Here is a 20229-nt window from a genome sequence, read left to right on the forward strand (position 1 = left end):
GGACTATGACATATTCACTTGCCAACGCTGAACAGGCGCTTGTGGCCAAACGAGATACTTTGAATCTGCGCTGGTATCCGCGCTACCACCTCGCGGCGCGCGCCGGATGGATGAATGACCCGAACGGGCTGGTCTGGTTTGATGGCTGGTACCACGCCTTTTATCAGCATCACCCTTATTCCACGCAGTGGGGGCCGATGCACTGGGGGCATGCGCGCAGTAAAGATCTGCTGCGCTGGGAACATCTGCCCGTGGCGCTGGCACCGGAAGGCCCGGCAGATAAAGATGGCTGCTTTTCCGGCTCGGCGGTGGTCGATGGCGACACGCTGGCGCTGATTTACACCGGGCATAAATTTCACGGCGATCCCACGGATGAGGCCAATCTGTATCAGGTGCAGTGCCTGGCAACCAGTTGCGACGGCATCCATTTCCAGCGCCAGGGAAGGGTGCTCGATACGCCGCCGGGGCTGCACCACTTTCGCGATCCGAAAGTGTGGCGCGAGGGGGACGCGTGGTACATGGTCGTTGGTGCCCGCAATGGCGAAACGGGACAAGTTCGGCTCTATCGCTCCGCCGATCTGCGCGAGTGGCAGGACGCCGGCGTGCTGGATGAAGCGGAAAAAGCGCTCGGCTTTATGTGGGAGTGCCCGGATTTTTTCACCCTCGGTGACAAACGGGTGCTGATGTTCTCGCCGCAAGGGATTGCTGCGCAGGGCTACAACAACCGTAATCTCTTCCAGAGTGGGTATCTTCTCGGCCAGTGGCAGCCAGGTCAGCCTTTTGTGCGCGAAAGCGAGTTTATCGAGCTGGATCACGGCCATGACTTTTATGCCCCGCAAAGCCTGCTGACCCCTGATGGCCGGCGGATTGTTATTGGCTGGCTGGATATGTGGGAATCGCCGCTACCGGAGCAGCAGGATGGCTGGGCCGGCATGCTGTCGCTGCCGCGTGAAGTGAGCCTGAGTGCGGATAACCGCGTGCAGATGCGCCCGGCAAGAGAGGTGGAAGCGTTGCGCGGCGCGTGGGAGCCATGGCCGGTGACGACACTTGAGAATCAGCAAATCACGCTGCCGGAGAACGGCGAGGCGCTGGAGGTGCTTCTGCGCTGGGCGTGCGGCAACAGCAGCGCGGAGCAGTATGGCGTAAGCCTCGGCGATGGGCTGCGCGTCTACGTTGATGCGCAGATGCAGCGCCTGGTGCTGGCGCGCCACTATCCGCACTATGGGCTGTGCGGTATGCGCAGCGTGCCGGTTGATATCAACGCGCCGCTGGCGCTGCGCCTCTTCTTCGACAGCTCATCGGTAGAGGTGTTTGTTAACGACGGTGAGGCGTGCCTGAGCAGCCGCATCTATCCCGACGCTGATAAGCGGGCGCTTGCGCTGTTTGCGTGGAGCGGTTCGGCGCAGGTGACAGAAGCCGGGGCCTGGCCGCTGGCGTAAGAGATAGCCAGGAGTCCACGCCCGCGCGTGGACTCCTGGAGAAGGCGGCATTGCAGCGTTGTCGCTTTTTACTGTGAGTAACACTCTCGTGAGCCGCCACGATATCTGCCTCGTGTTGAAGAGTGTCGTCAAGTGCAACATCCTCAGCTTCTCCTGGGATAATGCTAATGAAATCGTCGTCGTACCATTGGATACCGTGTTAGTGACAAAACGGACAGACCTTATAGGCGGGATCGTCAACATCGCCTTCAGTGGAGTAATCCAGGGCAAAATAGTGACGATATTGCTCCTCTGAATCATGATTGCTGCCAATCCAGAGATGGACCTTATCCGCGTCATGACTACTCATTCCGGGCGTCCTCTTTTTTGTGTAACGAGTGGGGCGTTTATCCTCGGCTCGACACGGTTCATCAGAGACGAAGATCGGTAGAGTTAAACCATACCGTTATTGCCATGGCGCAAAAAGGCCGGGCGACTGTTCAGCCTCGCAAACCAAGTATCGATCGCCGGCACGTCCGGATGAGGCAGTGGCGTCATCTTCCAGCGGTTTACCGAGAGACCGAGCACGATATCCGCCAGGCTAAAGCTCTCTCCCGCCGCCCAGGCACCGGTGCGCTGAAGCTGCTGTTCAACGATTGCAATACAGCGGTTCCACTCGAGGATACCCCGGACGATCGCATTTTCGTCGTTATAGGCAGGGTTCTTGCGGGCAAGGGCAGGGAAGGCGTAGCGCCAGGCGTTATTGAATTCCGTCGCCTGCCAGTCCATCCACTGCTCAACGCGGGCGGCGGCCTGCGGCTCGCCGGGGAGAAGATCCTCTCGTCCAGCTTTGCGCGCCAGGTAGCGACAGATCGAATTCGACTCCCATAATACGAACCCGTCATCAAGCAACACCGGCACCAGCGCGTTAGGATTCATGGCTCTGAACGCTGGCGTCTCCGTTGGGGCGAAGCCGCTTCCGTACTCTTCCAGCAGATAGTCGATACCGGCCTCTTCGCATGTCCAGAGCACCTTACGCACATTGATGGATGACTTTTTACCGAGGACTTTCAACATACTCATCTTTTCCTTCAGAGGAGGATAGCGGGCAAAATCATGGTGCTGTTTACGCGTCCGCAAGAGGTCGTGGCGGGATCACTCACTACAACCATGATGCAGGACAACGCCCCTCTTGCGTTGCGAACAGATTTAGCACAAAAGGCCAGCAATCGCAGGCCTCTCTCACGGCTTTTAATGGCTGACATTTTGCTCATAGAATGCGCGGCACCAAAGCCATCACGCCCGGCGGGTCGTCAACGTTGCGCTTCGCGCAGAGCGTGCATTTTCATTCGTCAGCGGACAAGCCACGATCTAAGCATCATCGCTAGCCGTCACCTCGCCATCAGCGCCCACTATTTCCATCGCCGCTGCAGAAAAAGGGAGAGTAATGAACGTGCCGCGCCGTAGGGAGTGACCGGATGGCTCGCATATAACCGCAAGGCCCGTGAGCTCACGGTTACAGATGCTAAACCGCGACCCCAAAGCCCAACCAGGGCCAGCATCATGGTCGATAAGCCTGGATACTACCTGGTAATTCTAGCTACCCAAGCGCAGGAAATCGTACAGCAACTCAAAGTGCTGTCTGGTCAACGACAGGACGATAACGAGTCCGGACCTCATTCATCGCTGAATTACCAGACGCCGGCTGAATTTACAGCAAGCTGGAGAAATAGAAAATTAGAAGGTAAACAAACCGACATTATTAAATGAGCGTTGTATCTAATCCTGGGGCAGGTCAACCTTAAGCTAAATATTATCCTTTCATATAAAAGCGCTTTCTCAGCGCGGCCAGTAAAAGAAAACCCTCTTTGTTTCATGAATATTTCATGCGTTATTAGTGACTTATTCCATAAAAACAGGCTGCTGTTCTCCGGAAATTATGCCAGCTATCAATCCTTATCCGTACTGGAATCAGAATGATCTGTATATCCAGAATAATGGTGGTTTTCCGAGAAGTCTCTTATTGGTATATTTACACCGCGCGCGCACGTCGTTTGTATATGGCCTTTATTGCTGCTTCGCTACCTGACATTTCCTGATAGGGCTTAACCTCTGCTGAGGCTTCGCCGGCGGTAGCCATATTATGAAATTTCACTCCTGCAATATGAAATTAACGAAAACTGCAATGAGTTTCTGCTGTGCGGCCAGAAGCGTGAAAGTATGCGTCATTTACTGCTGTGCTGTGATCTACGGGGCATAGCCAGATGGATCTCTCCGGCTCTGGTTTGTAGCGCATATACACATAGGGATGGAAGTTATGCGTAACTGAATCACCGTTCAGCTCCCGGTCGAGGGGCTACTTTTCTGGAAGCTTTCCGGGCGCGAGTCGCTGTCGGAGCCGGTCATGTTTACCCTGGCGCTGCTTGGGACTGACGCGCGTACCGACCGCAGCGCGCTGCTGGGCCTGCCGGTGACGGTGACCATCCCGACTCAGGCCCTGATGACGCCACGCTACCTCAACGGCAAGGTGACCCGGGTGGCGGTGAGCGCTGTGGAGATGTCCGGCACCCGTTATGCGGCGTATGAGTTGACGGTGGAGCCGGACGTATGGCCGATGCAGCGCGACCGCAATCTGCGTATCTTCCAGGGCCAGACGGTGCCGCAGATAGTGAAAACGCTGCTGGGCGAGAGCCAGGTGAATGTCGAGGAGCGGCTGTCGGGCAGCTACCGGGTGTGGGAGTACTGCGTGCAGTACCAGGAGAGTAGCCTCGACTTCATGAGCCGCCTGCTGGAGCTGGAGGGCATCACCTATCACTTCCGCTACGAGCAGGACCGCCACACGCTGGTGCTTACTGATGCCCCCGGCCAGTACAAGCCTTTTCCCGGCTACGAGGCTATTCCGTACCACGTGGCGGTACAACGGATGAAGAGGGCATCAGCCAGTGGGCGCTGCAGGATAACGTGCCACCGGGCATCTACAGCCTCGACGACTACGACTTCCGCAAGCCGAACGCGTGGCTATTCCAGGCGCGGCAGAACTCGAAATCCCCGCAGCCAGAGAGCATTGACGTCTATGACTGGCCGGGCCGGTTTGTGGACCACAGTCACGGGGAGTTCTATGCCCGCATCCGCCAGGAGAGATGGCAGGTGGAGCACCGCCAGACGCGGGGCACAGCGGCAGCGCTCGGCATCGCGCCGGGGCACACGTTCGTGCTGCGCAACGCCCCGTTCTTCGGTGACAACGGGGAATACCTCACCACGGCGGCGCAATACCACTTCGAGGAGAACCGCGATGGTTGATATATTAAGCAGTTATCACAGCAAGGATGACCGCGTGTTGCATATGTATTCTAACCAGTGGGATAGAACGTGGGTTGGTCCTGATGGTATCCATCGAACCTATAGAAGTGTACTGCCTTCTATGAATAGACGGCCATTTAATCGCTGGAAGAAAAAATATTGGAAAGCACGAGCACTGGGCTTTCAGGAGACTAAAATGACTGATATTTATAAAGAACTTGATGCTTTAATTAGTGCAAGTGGTGAAGAAGCGCGAGGAAGTGGTCCCGCCACTGAGGATGTAATTGAGCTTTATGAGAAAGAGCTTAAGGTTAAATTCCCTTCCACATATAAGTTTTTTTTAGAGAAATATGGGACGCTTTCATTTAATGGAGAGTCATTTTATGGCATCTCAAAGTTAGGCTTGGCCGCACAATCTGCACCTGATGTCAGGTATACAACCCTTAAGGCCAGGGAACTTGGCGATATTGATAACAATATGATTTTGATAAAATCCTCTGGTTATGGCCCGCTATTTTCTATTGACGTATCTGTTCAAAGTGATGGCGAGGCAGCAGTTGTGGAAACAGACTTATCATTCAAGAGAGATGGCAGTAAAAAAATCGTGGCCAAGACTTTTGCGAATTTTTTGATGCTTGAAGTTAAAGGATCTTTGGAAGATTTATAACTCCTTTGAAGAGGTATGTGTCGCATTTTATTAGACTGATAGTGCCTCTTATTAACGTCAACCTTTTTTAGTATGCACTTTGATTTTATTAAAAATGTAGGATGAAAAGGTGTGCCTGATTAAAATGATTAGCTTAAGAGAGTTAATCAAGAGTATTCCAGTTTTGATTTGCATGAATTTATTTTTAATACCGAAACTACTTTAAGGTGGTTTTCCGGGCCAGCATCAGGAGTTCCACGACACCGTGGGGCGCGTCACACAGCGTACGGTGCTGGACGCGCGCCGGGAGCTGGTGTTCGAACGCCGCTACCGCTGGGACCGCACCGACCAGATAGTCCAGCAGATACACACCGACGCGACACCGACAACTCCCGGCGAAAAATACAGCCAGTACCTGTGGGGCTACGACGCCGCGGGCCAGGTGACGAAAGCCGTCGAGCCGCAGAAAGAAGAGCGCTTCTTCTAGGACCCGGCGGGCAACCGCACCGAAGAACACCGTAACCCGGTGTGGCACAACCTGCTGCTGCGCCTCGACGGGCTGAAGCTCGATTATGACGGGTTCGGGCGGCTTGTTCAGCGGCGGGACAGGTCTGGTATTACCCAGCATTTCACGTATGACGATGAGCAGCGGGTGAAGGAAATAACCTTCACCGGTCATGCTGAATACAGTAAAGTCGAATACCGCTACGACCCGCTTGGCCGACATACTCACAAGATTCTCTGGCACTACGGTGAGAAAGATCCGGAAACCATCCGCTTCGACTGGCAGGGGTTACAGCTGGCAGGTGAACAGAGCGATCGGGAGCCGGACCACTACGTTCAGTACGTTTATATCGAGGGCAGCTACGAGCCGCTGGCGCGCGCCGACAGCGTCTTCGACGACTGCGAAATTTACTGGTACCACACCGAACTGAACGGCCTGCCAGAACGGGTAACGGACGCTGACGGCCAGACCGTCTGGCGCGGGCAGTTCAGCACCTGGGGCAAAACGGAGCGCGAACTCAGCGTACCGCCGTGGCAGGTGCCGCAGAACTTACGCTTCCAGGGCCAGTACCTTGACCGCAAAACCGGGCTGCACTACGACCTGTTCTGCTACTACGACCCGGTCGCCGGGCGTTACACCCAGATGGACCCGATAGGGCTAGCGGGCGGGCTGAATACCTACAGCTATGTGGGGGATCCGCTGGTGTGGGTGGATCCGTTGAGGTTGGTTGCATGTTATAAGCCACCGCATGAGAAAGTTTTTTACAGGACCATGTTAAAAGAAGATTTTGCTGTTTTACAAAAACAGGACGGATGCCAGGTACAACCGAAACAACCATATCTCCTACCCGTAAGTTTTCAGAAGACTATGACGGGATATTGGTACAATTTAATCTAAAACCAGGTATGCGAGTACAATTAGAAGGTATTGGCATTAGAGATAAGTCTGATCTGGCTGCTGTAACCCATCCTGATATGTCAAGTCTAATAAAATCAAAAAGATGGAGGTTGAACATTGTTGGATTTAAAGGCGAAGATGACCAGATAAATATTGGTCCTGGTAGGGAAGAGGGCGCTGCGTTAAAAATTTTTAACGATGGTATCGATTCTTTTAATGTGTTGAGGCAATAATGAATTCAAAGCAAAAGAACTTAGTGCTTTCTGTGGTTAATAATAAGCCACTCCGGGATGGAAAAATAACCGATGAAGAATTTCTAAAACTTTTTCCATGTACTCAGGAAAATGTTGAGAATTTTATAGATGACATCTTAAAAAATGCGCATTCTTCTAAAGACCTGAAAGAAGTTGAATACGCTTTATATATTGGCTTTCATTTTGGATTTACACGCAAGCATGAAGATATCTTGATACATCTTTTGGGGGGTGATTTTCATTATAAACATGATGATGTTGTGCGGGCCTTAGCTAAAATAAAGACTAAAAGCGATGATGCAGTAAATGCCCTATATAACTGTGCTTTGTCTGAATATGATTATTTGGCTGATGACAGAGAGGATGGTAATTACATGTTGGCATGGAACTGTATATATGCTTTAGCGAAAATAGGTTCAAAATATGCTGTTGAGAAATTAAAGGCATTGTCAAGAGGTTCCACCCCTGAAATAAAGAGCAAAGCAGTGCAGGTTGGAAAATCTTACGGTGTTTTAGATTAAGAAATAAATTTTTATTTAAGCCGGTTTTCGGGTTAATGTTTATAAAGCCGTTCTTGAGGGATAGGCGGAATTGCTAAATGTATGTCCGCAGCTTCAATACACCCTTTTATCTTTTTGACAAGGCTGGTTACCAGATTTATCATTCAAGAGAGATGGCAGTAAAAAAATCGTGGTTAAGACTTTTGCAGATTTTTTGGTTTGTGAAACTAAAAAGTCTTTGGAGCATTTATAATATCTTTGAAGAGCTTACATGCGCACCAAGTTAACCAAGCTGTAAGGTATGATATCCAGAGCAGGATTCAGTATGACGCTCTCGGTGGCTTGAGTGTCCCAATAATTCCAGTAGAAGAAATCAGATGAACTTATGAATATAAACCAGGCATCGATCGAAAAGTTATTAAGAATCAATTGGCTTTCAAATGCAGGAAAAGATAGCTCTATTCCTAACACTATACGCGTTAAAAATATAAATGCTTTTCAACTTAATCTAGAAAGTGAAGAGTGGGAAAATGTTACTTTAGAAGCCCGAAATAATATCACAGGTTGGTTGGCAAAAAAACATGTGAATGCTTTTCTTGAATGGAACAAGCTCGCAGATGCTGCTGCTGTTATCATTGAAAGTAAAGTTGTTCCACAAATCCCTCTTATAGGAGGGGATCAAAAGGTTTTGCTTAGTAATATAAAGTGGGATTTATTAAATTATTTTTTAGAGGATGCTTATAGTCCCCTTTTAAATAAGCCACTTTTTTTTATGAATCTTATTTCTATTTATGAGCAAGGTCATATGCCCTGTGGCTGGGCCGGTCTGTGGCCCCAGGGCGAGCTAATAATTTACTAACACCCCTGGCGGAATGCGCCGCAAACTGGTGTTCTAGCGCCGCTACCGCTGGGGCCGCACCGATCAGATAGTCCAGCAGATACACACCGACGCGACGCAGACAACTTCCGGCGAAAAGTGTACAGCCAGTACCAGTGGGGCTACGACGCCGCAGGGCAGGTGACGAAGGCCGTCGAACCGCAGAAAGAAGAGCGCTTCTTCTGGGACGCCGCAGGCAACTGCACGGAATAGCGTCGCAACGGGTGAGCATTTGTATTTGATGTCAACCAAAGAGGGTGTTTCAAAGACGTGTAGTGTTTGCAGATGATGAACGTCCGCTATGAGCCAGAAGCGGAAGTTCGCGGCAATTTCGCAAAAGATTCTATATCCTTAAAGAAAATCACTCATTAATCCTCAAAATTATACTGTCTCATGAATGGAGAAAAACAAATGAATATCAGGACAAGATTAGCTGTACCCTCTGATATAGAAGATATTTTTGACGTCAGGACTTCGGTTAAAGAAAATTATCTCAGTCGAGAAGAAATGGAACTGATGGGAATTACCGAGAGCAGCGTCAGCGATATGATTGAAAAAAGTCGTTGCGCATGGGTTGCCGTAGATGACGGCAAAGTGATTGGTTTTTCGATGATTATACTTGATGAAGGTTCTCTTTTTGCGGCCTTTGTTCTTCCTGAATATGAAGGCAGAGGTGTAGGTCGCAGCCTTGTTGAACTCGCAGAGCAGGAATTATTCAAACATCATGAGGTTGCCTGGCTTGAAACCGACAAAAACAGTCGTGCGGCAGAATTTTACGGGCGGCTGGGCTGGGTTGAGAAAGAAAATGTGAGCGAATCCGATATTAGATTAGAAAAACTTCGCTGCGTTTAAGCAAAAAAACCTTTCGTAAATGTCCGCTTCTGGCACTCAGCAGACGTTTGTAACATCTACATGCTGTACATAGAAAACTTTTGGAAGGGCATGAAGTGGGAAGGGAGGGCAGCAGGGCTTGTAACTCTCAGGCAACTCGTGATCAACAAAAACCGAAAACTATAAGCATCTGTCGTTCCCTGTTTATATAGACTGTCGGTTGGATTGTGGTTTGGAATTAAATTTTAATAAATATATCTTAGTCAAGAATAAAACACCAATGCATCAGCGTTTATGAAACATCAACACTGATGTCAGTGCTGCTTACCCATCCATCAAGCTTATCAGCCCATTCCTGCATCATCGCTTTTCGCTCATCGATATAAGTTGCATGGTTGTACGTGCGGCGAACGTTGTTAGTATCAGCGTGCGCAAGCTGAGCTTCGATAGCATCAGGGCGATAGCCCAGCTCGTTTAACCATGTGCTGCCTGTTGTTCGGGTTGCATGTGGGCTGTAAGTTCCCCAGCCGGGGCTTTTAAGTAGCTGACGCAGCGAGTGTGATGTCATCGGGCCACGCGGGTTACCACGGCCCGGAAATGTATGGTATCGATGCCCGGTTAATCCCTGTAGCGTTTTGAGCATGTTGACGGCCTGGGAGGGAAGGGAAATAACATGCTTTCTGCGAGCTTTGATGCGCGTTGCCGGAATGGTTCATAGTACATGATCGAGATCGAATTCTGACCATTCTGCCTCGGTGACTTCGGCTGGCCGCGCCAGCGTCCACCACATTAGCCACATGCAATAGTTACCTGATATGAGCCGCGACTGTTATCAAAACAGCTTAATAGCTTCCCGATTTGCTGAGGATTCATTACCTGTGTGCTGTGTCTTATTCGCCGGAAGGGCCTTGCGCACAGGCCATACAGGATCGCTATCTGCTCTAAGCGTCGCGACTGCCAACTCGAAAATTGATGAAACGGTGCGACGGGCTTCTGCGGCAACTGTCGGAGCGCCGCGCTTAGCCGTTTCCTGAAGAATTTTAAGAATGTGGTGCGGGGTGATTTCCCTGATAGGAAGTTTGCCGATTGCGGGGAAAACCACACGTTCAAGCCTATCCAGTCGGCGTGTTTTGGTAATTTCGGCCCAGTCTTTCATCTGCAACCACGCTTTGGCGATCAGCTCAAAGGTGTCAGAAGCGTCATTGACCTTGCGGATCTTATCTAACTGACGAGCCTGTGTCGGGCTAACTCCATCTGCGACTTGCTTACGCGCTTGCTCGCATTTCTCTCGAGCTTCGGCGAGCTTTATCGCTGGATACTCACCCAACGCAAACATGCTTGATTTTCCGTTGAGTTCAAACCCATAGCGCCACGCCTTTTTGCCATTGGGTTTCACTTCGAGGGAGAGACCATTAAAGTCATTGAGTCGATAGAGTTTTTCTTTCGGCCTGGCAGTGCGGCATTGCGTATTAGTGAGCATAGCGGGTGCTTGACTATTTTTTATACCGCTACTGCACTCACCAAAAATGATAATGGAAACGGATTGTACTCATTTCAGACTGCGCTTACACGAGATTACATGAGACAATGTGGAATGAAAAATCCACGCAAGTGCGTGGATTTTATAGGCTTTTTTGATCTTCATGAGATGCTCTGACACCTCATGAGACAACACATTTTATTTAGACGTTGAGCTGTGATTAACAAGCTAATTATATGTTATTTAAGGCTTTAATTTTTATTTGATGTTTTTATACTCATAAAAGTATTCATTTATATTGATGTTGATATCTGGGGCTAGTTACATCAACTCCGAACAATTTTTATCCACTAGGAGTGGTTGCACTATTTTTTTGTTTGTTAATGGTGATATGTCAATTGCAGGAGAGCAGGCCAAATTCACTCTTCTTTAGCAGAATATTGTTACGGACTAAGATAATTAGAATTTGAATTATTTTGAGATTATTCTAATTGCCATCTTGATTTTATTTATTTTTGCATCAAAATTCACAGTTTCACCTTCTGTTACCCATCAAAAACGACCGTAAAGGGATTACTGTGAACACGATATACATACCATTAGACAGCGGAGAGTCTGCGGTCCTCAAGGATCCAGATACCTTACTTCCTCGTAAAATTTATGAACAGCTTGCCCAGTTCATTGAAAAGGCTGTTAAGGATGTTGATGAAGTACCGAAAAATTCAGAATCGTTTAACGAAACGCGCAGTCATAAGGCAATATCGATTGACGGTGAAAGAGGAACGGGTAAAACATCGGTACTAGTGAATTTAAGAGATTACCTGGAAAGTAATCATAAAGAGTTTGCGGGAGATATTCATATTCTCGATCCCATCGACCCGACTCTGCTTGAAGATGGTGAATCGCTGTTTTTACATATCATTGTTGCTGCAGTACTTCAGGATAAAAAAATTAAAGAGGCGCAAAGTAAAGACCTTGATAAATCGAGACTCTTTATCCAGAAACTTGAAAATTTAGCCAATGGCCTTGAATCCATTGACCTGCAACACAGTCAGCGAGGGATGGATAAAATCCGTTCCCTCTATGGCAGCAAGCATCTGGCAAATTGCGTTGAAGCATTTTTAAAATCCACCCTGGATTTAATTGGGAGAAAATTATTAATACTGCCGATTGATGATGTGGACACTTCGCTTAACCGAGCGTTTGAAAATCTGGAAATATTGCGTCGTTATCTTACATCTCCGTACGTATTGCCGATTGTAAGTGGCGATCGTCGCCTGTATGACGAAGTATGCTGGCGAGATTTTCATGGACGGTTGAATAAAGACTCATCTTATGAACGTAAGAAGTCTTATGATATAGCTAAGGAATTGGCAATTGAGTACCAACGTAAAATATTACCACTGCCGCGTAGATTAAGTATGCCCGCCGTGAGTGATTACTGGCAGCAAGACGGTATGGATGTTACCTTGGACAAAGACGGTATCCCGTTGCGCAACTTTATGGCTTGGCTGAAGATATTTATCACCGGCCCGGTGAACGGTCTTGAGGGTAGCGATTTACCGCTACCGATTCCATCGATTCGTGCCCTAACGCAGTTTATAAATCACTGTGGTGATTTAATAATAGAACTTCCACCAGAACTTAAAAGTATGGATACTCCTCTTACTGTTCGCCGTTGGTGGCAGATGCCTGATGTTCCACGCCCAGTAGTTGAAGCTTTTGCGTTGAAACACCGGGAGCTCAGTAAAGAAGCTAAGCGGGAGTATGCTGATGCCTATAAAGTCTTCAATGAAAAATATCTAGCATGGAATTATCAACATTCTCCAGTAGGAATGAAAAATAACGAAAACGGTAAATTAGTTGATGATATGTGTTGGATCAACAAGTTGCTGAGTTATTTTCAGTTCGAACCAAAAGCTGGCGCCGTCTATTTAACCCTTAAAGCTCAGCTAAATTGGGCTGAATGGAAAAATAGTAAGAATCGTAACAATTCGATATTTGATACCGTACTTTTCCAGCCCTTGCTTCAGGATCGCCCTGAATACGTCATTTTTAATGCAGGAGAAAGCTTGACCGATTGGGAGTCGCAATTATCTAAAAGCTTACCAGAAGGCTGGCTTTCGGTAATCAAGGGGAAAATGACAATTTTGCCTTATCCTATTGCAGAAACAGGTATTAACTCGGGGTTGAGATGGAAGTATTGGGAGGACGTTGAGAGCAATAACGCTAGTGAAGAATTGAATGATAAGGCAATTTTTCTTATTAGTGCTTTAACACAAAGGAATTTTTATACAAATGCAAAGCAGTCGATTGTTCTTAATATTGGTCGAATTTTTGAAATTATCATTGCCAGCTTGATCTCAGATCTGGAGTTATCAGATCTGCAACGAATCTTACAACGCTCACCATTTTATTCTGCCAGCGCTCTTGCGCCAACTAAAAAATTAAAAATTAATGAGGCTGAGGGTGAAGATTCTGGAGGGAATGTGGATGATCTCGAAAAAGAAGAATCCTATGATCGTGAAGATAGATTAGAAAATTCATTGGAGTGTTTGTATGAAGATATTAAACTATGGCGAAAAGAAAATAATGTTGATAGATTAAAAATATCACCTTGGATGGTATATAAGGTTTTTAACAAAGTATACAGTCAGGTCGCAAGTAATGCTATTGACCAAAAGGGTATGCAGGATATTACTAAGGCAATTAATATTGTAGGTCGAGTATTTTATTCAACTTGGTCGGCATTTGGTAGTTTTGAAAAAGGCGAGTTGTTCGGGTTACCAGACGTGGTAGTGACGACTAATATTAACTCCTCAAAAAATTTCTATCAACATGCTAATTTCCGTACCAACCTCGGACCATTTACCCCTGAACAGAATCTACAGCAAGGACCGTCAAGTCGCAGTGCTATGAATCGACAAGCTTTTGGTCAGATGAGTAGAACAGTCAGTTATGTTCTGAGTTCACATCCTCTCAAAAGATGGATCGATGAAGTATTATTAGCAGATTTAAAACATCCATCAAAAAATCAGGATGATACGAGAAAAATAATAAATCAGAGAAAACTGACGAAAGCTCGGCGATTCATTATTGACAGATTAGGCATCGATGAGAATGAAAAGTTAACAAAAAAAATCATTAAAGAGCGGCTAACGGCATTGTACAAACCTCTAAAAGAAGCCGATCAATTTATCAATTCTGTAATCAGTGAGTTCTCTCCTAGCGATCCAGCAGTGAAAATTCTGTTAGAGGCATACAGTGAAATTAACCTAAGTGGTGACAAATAATGTTAACCCGGTCGTTGAGTGAACATGCAACAGGGTGTTTCTTCACCGACGAGCGCCTGTCAAAGCGCTTTTGGGCGATCCTGTTATCGCCACCGGATGATTTTACGACGTGGTCGTCATTGCAGGAGGAGTGCTACCAACTGCTCGTTGAGAGTATTGATAACCGTTATCCGCGCACTTATCGGTTGACCGACGTGCGCCAGCTAATGGGGAATATCTGTGATGATGGCTTGTTGACCAGCCCGGCACTGCCTTGGCTGGATGTCATTGCAGAACAACTGCTGCTACGTAATGGTGATTTACTCTACTACCGCGAGAATAAGGTACAAGACTATGTGCGGATAGCGGCAGAACTGGACCCGGCTCTGCTTGCGGGCTGGTGTCTTGGCAACTGGCTACAGCAAAGTCCTCCTCCGCGATTGTCAGACATCACCCGGGTGGTGATGGCGCAGAATCCGTTCTTCGCACCGCCTGCCAGCGCGGGCAAACCTTTTGCGGAGGGGCACGTCCATCTGGGCGGGGTGACGGCGGGAGATACCATCCTGGATGGTTATCTTTTTGAAGATCTTGAACTGCCAAAAAGCAAGAAAGCATCGCTGTGGGCACTTGAAGAGCGCGATGATTTAACGCCGCTGTTGGTTCGGGCAAAGTCACTGCTTTCCTTATTACTCTCCGATCGGTTTGAAACGGTTTTCAAGAAGTATGCAACCTTGAGTAACCCGATGACGAAAAGCCTGAGTCTCCCAGACTGGCTAATCCTCGCTAAAAAGAATCGAGGAACAGAAAACGTCAGTCCCGGCTGGCTGTTAGGCCAGCTGGCGCATGCCTCTGACCGAAAGCATCCTTCACGCTGGCTGTGGCTTCAGCTTTATCTTTGCCACACTTACCAGCTGAAAGACACCCATCCGCTTGAACGCACTGCCATACTCTGCTTTTGGCTTACGGTTAATGCGCTTCGACGTCGCATTATTATGGACGGGCAGGGGCTTACGCGTTTTACCGAACGCTATTTCGGCGGTGCGCTGCGCTCGGGCAAGAAAACTGACAGCAGCAATATGCGTTATCTGTTTGCCGGCAAAGACGATATGGCCGAAGTGAAGGCATCCCCGACTGCTTTTGGCCATGAAATGGTGGCAGGTTTTTCCTCGTCGCTGCTCAAGACCCTTGGTGTACCGCTCGTTTCTCCACCTTATGTTTTTGGTGAACATGAGATTAAGCCAGACGAACGCGCGCTGCGCTACATTGAAGTGCTTGAGCGCTGGCAGTTTTGTGGGCATTTTTCACGCTCTAAAACGGCAGGCCGCGGTAAGCGACCAAAGGCTGATTTGCAGGCCAACTGGAAGGAGGCAGAGCGATTGCTGCAGAAGCTCTACAGCCACAATGGCTGGAATCATCCGATATTTTTAGGAGGGAAACGCAACCCGCACTTTCATTTTCAGCCGTCGAACTGGTTTCGGGGTCTGGATATTGCAGGGGATGAAAATGCCCTGAAAATTGCGGGTTTTGCACCGATGCTACGATGGCTGCGCAGCGGGCTTTATCCGGTGCCCGATGGGCTTCGCGCCAGTAAGAGCTTTCATTTCAGCATCCATGCCGGGGAGGATTATGCGCATCCAGCGTCGGGGTTGCGTCATATCGATGAAACGGTGCGCTTTTGTGAGATGCGAGAGGGGGACCGATTGGGCCATGCGCTCGCGTTGGGAATTGAACCTGCGCTCTGGGCGAAGCGGCATGGAGAGATGATACTTCCGCTGGATGAGCATTTAGATAATCTTGTCTGGCAGTGGCACTATGCCACGGTTTTGTCGGGTTCATTGCCACTTGCACAGGCGGTATTACCGCTGCTTGAGCGGCGCATTGCACGTTTTGTCGCGCGTTGTGATTGGTGCAAGGAGAGACTACCTCAAATAGATTGTAGCGTGGCGGATAAACGAGCTAACGGTGATGAACCATCTCTAAAAAATATCACGCCTGATACACTCTACCGGGCTTGGCTTCTGCGGCGTAATTGCTCGTATCGTCTCCGACAACTCCACGGTGGAGCGCCGTTAACCTCGCAGGAGAAATGCGCACTACCAGACTGGTCAACGTTAAGTGATAAAGACAGTGTGGCGGCGCAACTTTATCAGCAACGACACTCCAGACTGCTTGACGATCTCCCTCCACAACTGGTGGTAGTGCGGGTCGCGGATGAATGGAGTACACAGGAGTTGATTGGCCTGGGAACTCCCGGCAAACTGCGTCAGCGGATGAGTAGCGTTAAAGACATTATCCAGGATATTGATACACCAGTAGAACTACAGTTTATGCATGCATTGCAGGATTATTTGCTTGATCGCTATGATCGCAAAGGGTTAATTATCGAAACTAACCCAACATCAAACGTATATATCGCGCGATTTAAAAAGCACGTAGAGCATCCTATTTTTCGTTGGAATCCTCCGGATGAAGAACTTTTGAAACCTGGTGCTGAATTCAATCGCTATGGATTGCGACGTGGACCTGTCAGGGTTCTGATCAATACTGACGATCCTGGGATAATGCCTACGACATTACGGACGGAATTTTTACTACTGCGAGAGGCTGCTATTGAGCGTGGTGTCAGCCGTACGATGGCAGAATATTGGCTGGAGAGGCTTCGCCTGTACGGGCTGGAGCAGTTTCAGCGTAATCATTTAAATGTATTTGAAATTATTGACTAGAGGATTTTATCTTGAGTAGTACATTGCCTGGTTTTAAATATACGGATGCCAATGGGTTACAAGTTAAGCTCAAAGAAGAGTTGAAAAATTTACGGGAAAAAGAGTGCAAGTCGTATTGGCCTCGTTTTCTAATTCGTAGAATTTCGCTTTATGCTATTCCGTTTCTCATGTTCTTTACTTTTTTCTTTTGTTTAAGTTTGACGAAACAAGTAGGGTTGGAGAAAGTGAGTGCGATGATAGATGTCCTAAATTTACCCTCATGGAATAGTCTGTTTTGGGGAGTCGCTATTATTATTTTGGTATTGTCAATACAGTGGTTAATGTTTAATCGTAAATTTTGCTCGCAGGCTACTAATAGCATAAAAAAAATGTCTAGAGCAGGTTATAAAAATTTTGCACACGTTATCTTGTTCATGGGTTTTATAATTTTATTTTTGTCTGTCTATGGGTGTGAATATAAATTATACTATGGTTTTCTCACATTTCTGGCTCTAACACTTTGCCCTTTACTTATTGATCGTACTTTAGGATTAACTCGGAAAAATGAGCGTTTCAAACTTTATATCAGAAGGTTAGAACGTCTCAATGAATTGAATGTCTTTCGTGATAAAATAAATATAAAATTCGAAGAGTCCCATTTCATCGAGTATATAAAGCTTGTTGATGAAGCCGATCACAGTAAGAACCAAGATACGGTTAGCGATACATCTTATTTTATGACATTGATTGAAAATAAACTAAAAGCGTAATCGATTTTAAATTCATGCCATATAAATATCCACGCAATTGCATGGGTTTTTATATGGCATAAGGGTAATTTTACCCTAAAGCAGAAGTTTACCGTTGAGTCCAAACCCATAGCGTCACGCCTTTTGCCATTGGATTTCACTTCGAAGTAGAGACCATTAAAGCCATTGAGTCGATAGCGTTTTTCTTTTGGCCTGGCAGTGCGGCATTGCGTATTAGTGAGCATAGCGGGTGCTTGACTATTTTTTATACCGCTACTGCACTCACCAAAAATGATAATGGAAACGGATTGTACTCATTTCAGACTGCGCTTCCATGTGATCACATGAGACAATGTGGAATGAAAAATCCACGCAAGTGCGTGGATTTTAGAGAGTTTTGTGAGCTTCATGAGGTGTTATGAAGCCTCACGAGACAACAAATTTTATTTAGACGTTAAACAGGAAGTTCATCACATCGCCATCTTTCACGATGTACTCTTTGCCTTCTGAACGCATCTTACCGGCCTCTTTCGCGCCTTGCTCGCCTTTGTAGGTGATGAAATCTTCATAGGCGATGGTCTGCGCACGGATAAAGCCTTTCTCGAAGTCGGTGTGGATTTTACCGGCCGCCTGCGGAGCGGTGGCACCGACAGGAATGGTCCATGCGCGCACCTCTTTCACGCCAGCGGTGAAGTAGGTTTGCAGGTTCAGCAACTCATAACCGGCGCGGATCACGCGGTTCAGGCCCGGCTCTTCCAGGCCCAGTTCAGCCATAAACTCATCGCGGTCAGCATCTTCCAGTTCGGCGATATCAGACTCAACGGCGGCGCAAACGGCAACCACCACGGAACCCTCTTTCGCGGCGATTTCGCGCACGGTGTCAAGGTACGGGTTGTTCTCGAAGCCATCTTCGTTGACGTTAGCAATGTACATGGTCGGTTTCAGCGTCAGGAAGCTCAGGTAGCGGATAGCCGCTTTCTCTTCAGCAGAGAGATCCAGCGAGCGCAGCATACCGGCGTTTTCCAGCTGCGGCAGGCATTTTTCCAGCGCGGAGAGCTCGGCTTTCGCATCTTTGTCGCCGCCTTTGGCTTTCTTCTGCACGCGATGGATCGCGCGTTCGCAGGTATCCAGATCCGCCAGCGCCAGCTCGGTGTTGATAACGTCAATATCTTCAGCCGGATCGACCTTGTTGTTGACGTGAATGATGTTGTCATTCTCGAAGCAGCGCACTACGTGGCCGATAGCTTCGGTTTCACGGATGTTGGTCAGGAACTGGTTGCCGAGGCCTTCGCCTTTGGACGCGCCTTTTACCAGGCCTGCGATATCAACGAACTCCATGGTGGTCGGCAGGACGCGCTGCGGTTTAACAATTTCCGCCAGCTTATCGAGACGCGGATCGGGCATCGGTACGACACCGGTGTTCGGCTCAATAGTACAGAAGGGGAAGTTCGCCGCTTCGATACCCGCTTTGGTGAGCGCGTTGAACAGGGTGGATTTACCTACGTTAGGCAGACCAACGATACCGCATTTGAATCCCATGATGTAATTACCTTAATCTCTTGATAATCAACCCGTTATGGAAAACGGATTGTCGAAAAGTGAAAAACTTCGCCTAGTATACACATAACCAATGTCACGCGCGGCAAAAAAGGCGCTCAGCGCGCTTACTGCGCCTTAAAAGCGTGCAGGCGATTGGTGGCTTTGGTCAGCCCCTCTTTCAGCCACACTTCGGTGCAACGCGCCGCTTCGTCTACCGCATCGTCGATAAGCGTCTGTTCTGAAACCGGCGGTTTACCCAGCACAAAACCGACAACTTTGTTTTTATCGCCCGGATGGCCAATTCCAATGCGTAAGCGGTGAAAGTTGGGGTTATTGCCCAGCTTGCTGATGATATCTTTCAGGCCGTTATGGCCGCCGTGGCCGCCGCCGAGCTTGAACTTTGCCACCCCAGGCGGCAGATCGAGTTCATCGTGCGCCACAAGGATCTCATCAGGGTTGATACGGTAAAAAGTCGCCATTGCCGCCACGGCTTTACCGCTCAGGTTCATAAATGTCGTGGGCACCAGCAGGCGCACATCTTCACCCGCCAGCTGAATGCGCGAGGTAAAACCAAAGAACTTCGGCTCATCGCGTAACGGCGCGCGGGCGCGCTCCGCCAGTAAATCCACATACCATGCGCCAGCGTTATGGCGTGTCGCGGCATACTCCGCGCCGGGGTTTGCCAGCCCGACAATCAGTTTTATCGTCACTTTCTTTTCCTGACCAGGTCAATGTCCGGCGCGTAGTTTACGTCGAGCGGCGCGCGATGACAAAATTCTCACATCTGCTCACGCATTACATGAAAGTAATTACTCAGGTCAATCATTCGAATTTCAACTAGTTCATGAGGTTATGTGTAAATTTATGTTAGGCGGATATGTGTAATTGTGATCCTGCCCGCAACCGGTAAAAAGGGCGCTGCCTATACTTTGCACACAAGGATTGGGGATATCCCATCCAACCCACTGTTCGGAGGTGACACATGAAACGTAGAAACGCGTCGTTACTCGGCAATGCGCTCATGGGGTTGGGGTTAATTGTGATGGTTGTCGGCGTCGGTTATTCGGTTCTTAACCAGCTTCCGCAGATTAACCTGCCACAGTTTTTCGCCCATGGCGCGGTGCTCAGCATCTTCCTTGGCGCGGTGCTCTGGCTGGCTGGCGCGCGCGTCAGCGGTCATGAAGAGGTGTGCGACAAATACTGGTGGGTGCGTCACTATGACAAACGCTGCCGTCGTGACCGGCAAAACCACGGCTAAT

Annotated in this window: 14 protein-coding genes and 6 pseudogenes; 14 read left to right on the forward strand and 6 right to left on the reverse strand. The window is 48.4% G+C overall.

Annotated features, from left to right (window positions below):
• Nucleotides 1–5 precede the first annotated feature (5 nt).
• On the forward strand, nucleotides 6–1439 hold the full coding sequence (locus PU683_RS12500) for a glycoside hydrolase family 32 protein (protein WP_277171911.1): 1434 nt from the start codon (nucleotides 6–8) through the stop codon (nucleotides 1437–1439).
• Nucleotides 1440–1638: 199 nt separating this feature from the next.
• Here PU683_RS12500 and PU683_RS12505 read toward each other — a convergent pair whose 3' ends face one another.
• Together PU683_RS12505 and PU683_RS12510 are read right to left on the reverse strand one after the other, a co-directional pair.
• Nucleotides 1639–1788: a hypothetical protein gene (locus PU683_RS12505; RefSeq protein ID WP_277171913.1), complete on the reverse strand. Its 150-nt coding sequence runs from the start codon at nucleotides 1786–1788 to the stop codon at nucleotides 1639–1641.
• 83 nt (nucleotides 1789–1871) lie between these two features.
• Nucleotides 1872–2495, reverse strand: a complete 624-nt coding sequence (locus PU683_RS12510; RefSeq protein ID WP_277174283.1) for a glutathione S-transferase family protein — start codon at nucleotides 2493–2495, stop codon at nucleotides 1872–1874.
• Nucleotides 2496–3032: 537 nt separating this feature from the next.
• Here PU683_RS12510 and PU683_RS12515 point away from each other — a divergent pair.
• From PU683_RS12515 to PU683_RS12560, 9 genes and pseudogenes are all read left to right on the forward strand, one after another.
• Nucleotides 3033–3188, forward strand: a pseudogene (locus PU683_RS12515) (IS3 family transposase); the annotation flags it as partial.
• 559 nt (nucleotides 3189–3747) lie between these two features.
• A pseudogene (locus PU683_RS12520) lies at nucleotides 3748–4709 on the forward strand (type VI secretion system Vgr family protein); the annotation flags it as partial.
• A gap of 1 nt (nucleotide 4710) precedes the next feature.
• Nucleotides 4711–5385, forward strand: coding sequence for an SMI1/KNR4 family protein (locus PU683_RS12525; protein ID WP_277171915.1), 675 nt, complete (start codon nucleotides 4711–4713; stop codon nucleotides 5383–5385).
• 235 nt (nucleotides 5386–5620) lie between these two features.
• Nucleotides 5621–6604 (forward strand): annotated as a pseudogene (locus PU683_RS12535) (RHS repeat-associated core domain-containing protein); the annotation flags it as partial.
• Nucleotides 6605–6774: 170 nt separating this feature from the next.
• Complete coding sequence (locus tag PU683_RS12540; protein WP_277171921.1) at nucleotides 6775–6999, forward strand: hypothetical protein; 225 nt, start codon at nucleotides 6775–6777, stop codon at nucleotides 6997–6999.
• On the forward strand, nucleotides 6999–7541 hold the full coding sequence (locus tag PU683_RS12545) for a HEAT repeat domain-containing protein (protein WP_277171922.1): 543 nt from the start codon (nucleotides 6999–7001) through the stop codon (nucleotides 7539–7541). Before PU683_RS12540 ends, PU683_RS12545 begins: the two co-directional genes overlap by 1 nt.
• Before the next feature lie 364 nt (nucleotides 7542–7905).
• The gene (locus PU683_RS12550; protein ID WP_277171924.1) at nucleotides 7906–8379 is read left to right on the forward strand and encodes a hypothetical protein; all 474 of its coding nucleotides are present in this window, start codon (nucleotides 7906–7908) and stop codon (nucleotides 8377–8379) included.
• Between the two features lie 16 nt (nucleotides 8380–8395).
• A pseudogene (locus PU683_RS22435) lies at nucleotides 8396–8607 on the forward strand (RHS repeat-associated core domain-containing protein); the annotation flags it as partial.
• Nucleotides 8608–8808: 201 nt separating this feature from the next.
• Nucleotides 8809–9249, forward strand: coding sequence for a GNAT family N-acetyltransferase (locus PU683_RS12560; RefSeq protein ID WP_277171926.1), 441 nt, complete (start codon nucleotides 8809–8811; stop codon nucleotides 9247–9249).
• Nucleotides 9250–9520: 271 nt separating this feature from the next.
• Here the strand turns inward: PU683_RS12560 and PU683_RS12565 are convergent.
• Nucleotides 9521–10708, reverse strand: a pseudogene (locus PU683_RS12565) (tyrosine-type recombinase/integrase).
• Between the two features lie 578 nt (nucleotides 10709–11286).
• On the opposite strand from PU683_RS12565, the gene rdrA reads away from it, so the two are divergent.
• Genes rdrA through rdrD form a run of 3 tightly spaced genes read left to right on the forward strand, consistent with a single transcriptional unit; the run spans nucleotide 11287 to nucleotide 17452 of the window.
• On the forward strand, nucleotides 11287–14001 hold the full coding sequence (gene rdrA / locus PU683_RS12570; protein ID WP_277171928.1) for an antiviral RADAR system adenosine triphosphatase RdrA: 2715 nt from the start codon (nucleotides 11287–11289) through the stop codon (nucleotides 13999–14001).
• Nucleotides 14001–16703, forward strand: a complete 2703-nt coding sequence (rdrB, locus tag PU683_RS12575) for an antiviral RADAR system adenosine deaminase RdrB (protein ID WP_277171930.1) — start codon at nucleotides 14001–14003, stop codon at nucleotides 16701–16703. Before rdrA ends, rdrB begins: the two co-directional genes overlap by 1 nt.
• An 11-nt stretch (nucleotides 16704–16714) precedes the next feature.
• Nucleotides 16715–17452 carry an antiviral RADAR system accessory protein RdrD gene (rdrD, locus tag PU683_RS12580; protein ID WP_277171932.1) on the forward strand — a complete coding sequence of 246 codons (738 nt, stop codon included), beginning with the start codon at nucleotides 16715–16717 and terminating at the stop codon, nucleotides 17450–17452.
• Nucleotides 17453–17539: 87 nt separating this feature from the next.
• Here the strand turns inward: rdrD and PU683_RS22440 are convergent.
• From PU683_RS22440 to pth, 3 genes and pseudogenes are all read right to left on the reverse strand, one after another.
• Nucleotides 17540–17676, reverse strand: a pseudogene (locus PU683_RS22440) (tyrosine-type recombinase/integrase); the annotation flags it as partial.
• Between the two features lie 202 nt (nucleotides 17677–17878).
• A complete protein-coding gene (ychF, locus tag PU683_RS12585; protein WP_277171934.1) occupies nucleotides 17879–18970 on the reverse strand; it encodes a redox-regulated ATPase YchF in 1092 nt (363 codons plus the stop codon).
• 125 nt (nucleotides 18971–19095) lie between these two features.
• Complete coding sequence (gene pth, locus PU683_RS12590; RefSeq protein WP_023478596.1) at nucleotides 19096–19680, reverse strand: aminoacyl-tRNA hydrolase; 585 nt, start codon at nucleotides 19678–19680, stop codon at nucleotides 19096–19098.
• A 272-nt stretch (nucleotides 19681–19952) separates the two neighbouring features.
• On the opposite strand from pth, the gene ychH reads away from it, so the two are divergent.
• A complete protein-coding gene (ychH, locus tag PU683_RS12595) occupies nucleotides 19953–20228 on the forward strand; it encodes a stress-induced protein YchH (protein ID WP_042711688.1) in 276 nt (91 codons plus the stop codon).
• Nucleotide 20229 lies beyond the last annotated feature (1 nt).

It is taken from the genome of Candidatus Kosakonia sp. 282A-S69 (genome assembly GCF_029433855.1).
Classification (GTDB): Bacteria; Pseudomonadota; Gammaproteobacteria; order Enterobacterales; family Enterobacteriaceae; genus Kosakonia; species Kosakonia cowanii_A.

Bases quoted from the DNA above. Each gene is read 5' to 3' on its own strand.
- PU683_RS12500 (WP_277171911.1), top strand. From the start codon at position 6: ATGACATATTCACTTGCCAACGCTGAACAGGCGCTTGTGGCCAAACGA.
- PU683_RS12505 (WP_277171913.1), bottom strand. From the start codon at position 1,788: ATGAGTAGTCATGACGCGGATAAGGTCCATCTCTGGATTGGCAGCAAT.
- PU683_RS12510 (WP_277174283.1), bottom strand. From the start codon at position 2,495: ATGTTGAAAGTCCTCGGTAAAAAGTCATCCATCAATGTGCGTAAGGTG.
- PU683_RS12525 (WP_277171915.1), top strand. From the start codon at position 4,711: ATGGTTGATATATTAAGCAGTTATCACAGCAAGGATGACCGCGTGTTG.
- PU683_RS12540 (WP_277171921.1), top strand. From the start codon at position 6,775: ATGCGAGTACAATTAGAAGGTATTGGCATTAGAGATAAGTCTGATCTG.
- PU683_RS12545 (WP_277171922.1), top strand. From the start codon at position 6,999: ATGAATTCAAAGCAAAAGAACTTAGTGCTTTCTGTGGTTAATAATAAG.
- PU683_RS12550 (WP_277171924.1), top strand. From the start codon at position 7,906: ATGAATATAAACCAGGCATCGATCGAAAAGTTATTAAGAATCAATTGG.
- PU683_RS12560 (WP_277171926.1), top strand. From the start codon at position 8,809: ATGAATATCAGGACAAGATTAGCTGTACCCTCTGATATAGAAGATATT.
- rdrB (WP_277171930.1), top strand. From the start codon at position 14,001: ATGTTAACCCGGTCGTTGAGTGAACATGCAACAGGGTGTTTCTTCACC.
- ychF (WP_277171934.1), bottom strand. From the start codon at position 18,970: ATGGGATTCAAATGCGGTATCGTTGGTCTGCCTAACGTAGGTAAATCC.
- ychH (WP_042711688.1), top strand. From the start codon at position 19,953: ATGAAACGTAGAAACGCGTCGTTACTCGGCAATGCGCTCATGGGGTTG.